This window comes from Vibrio sp. Vb0667 (assembly GCF_033391095.1).
Genome location: NZ_JAWPOL010000285.1, coordinates 1 through 1,173 on the forward strand (window position 1 = coordinate 1; position 1,173 = coordinate 1,173).

General features: G+C 41.9%; 1 protein-coding gene. It reads right to left on the minus strand.

Annotated features, from left to right (window positions below; all coding sequences use genetic code 11):
* Positions 1-93: 93 nt before the first annotated feature.
* Positions 94-1,173: cell division protein ZapE (zapE, locus tag R8269_RS25310; RefSeq protein WP_318222920.1), on the minus strand; the 1,080-nt coding region annotated here is incomplete at its 5' end.

Below are 1,173 nucleotides of genomic sequence, written 5' to 3' on the forward strand. Positions count from 1 at the left end.
GTCGCAGGATTATAGAGAAGAGCGAAGAAAAAATCACCTTTTTTTGCGCCAAATCACTAATTTTTTCTTCACTTTTTAAAGAGGCAATCAAATTTACGCCAAATGCTCGCGAGCAAGATACTCATGACTCTGCATCTCGGTTAAACGCGATACACAACGCTTGAACTCAAATTCCAGTTGTCCTTCGGTATATAAGGCATCCATCTCGACTTCCGCTGAAATAATCAGTTTTACGTTACGCTCATAAAACTCGTCGACTAAAGCAATAAAACGCCTCGCAGCATCATCAATTTTACGATTCATCTGACGCACATCGGCCAGTAAAACCGTGTGATAAATACGTGAGAGTTCAATGTAATCGTTTTGACTTCGAGCGGTTTGGCACAACTGCTCAAAAGAAGCATGTAACACCCCATCACTGGCTTCAATCACGTTAATCTGTCGATGATTAATGTCGATTTTATGAGCAACACTTTTACGCTCAGCCGTAAGCTGCTGATAATAGGTATTTAAATTAATAGAAGCCTGCTCATCCAATGGATAATGGTAGATTTCGGCTTGTTCCAACGTCCTCAGACGATAATCGACACCACTATCCACATTTAGTACATGGCAACGCGCTAAAATCATATCAATAGCAGGAAGAAAACGTGCTCGCTGTAAGCCATTACGATATAAATTTTGTGGTTCGATGTTTGACGTCGCCACCAGCACCATCTGACGCTTAAACATTTCTTGCAACAATGTGGCAAGAATCATGGCATCAGTTATGTCAGACACAAAGAACTCGTCAAAACAAACAATATCTGCTTCTTGTTTAAATAAGTCGGCAACTTTGGAGAGAGGATTTTCTACCTCCCCTAAACGCTTTAACTCGTCATGTACCCGATACATAAAGCGGTGAAAGTGCACGCGCATTTTTCTGTCAGTAGGTAAGGCATCAAAAAAGGCGTCCATTAAATAGGTTTTACCTCGGCCTACCCCGCCCCAAAAGTACAAACCTTTTGGGGGTTGAGGCATCTCGACCTTTTTACCCATGAGCTTTTGCCATTTAGAAAGTTGAGGGATCGGCGCAGACTGAAACTCAACAATATCATGGTAGAGTTTGTCTAAAGCGACAACGGCTTGATGTTGGGCTTCATCACGCTGGAATCCATGTTCTGCTATATCTTT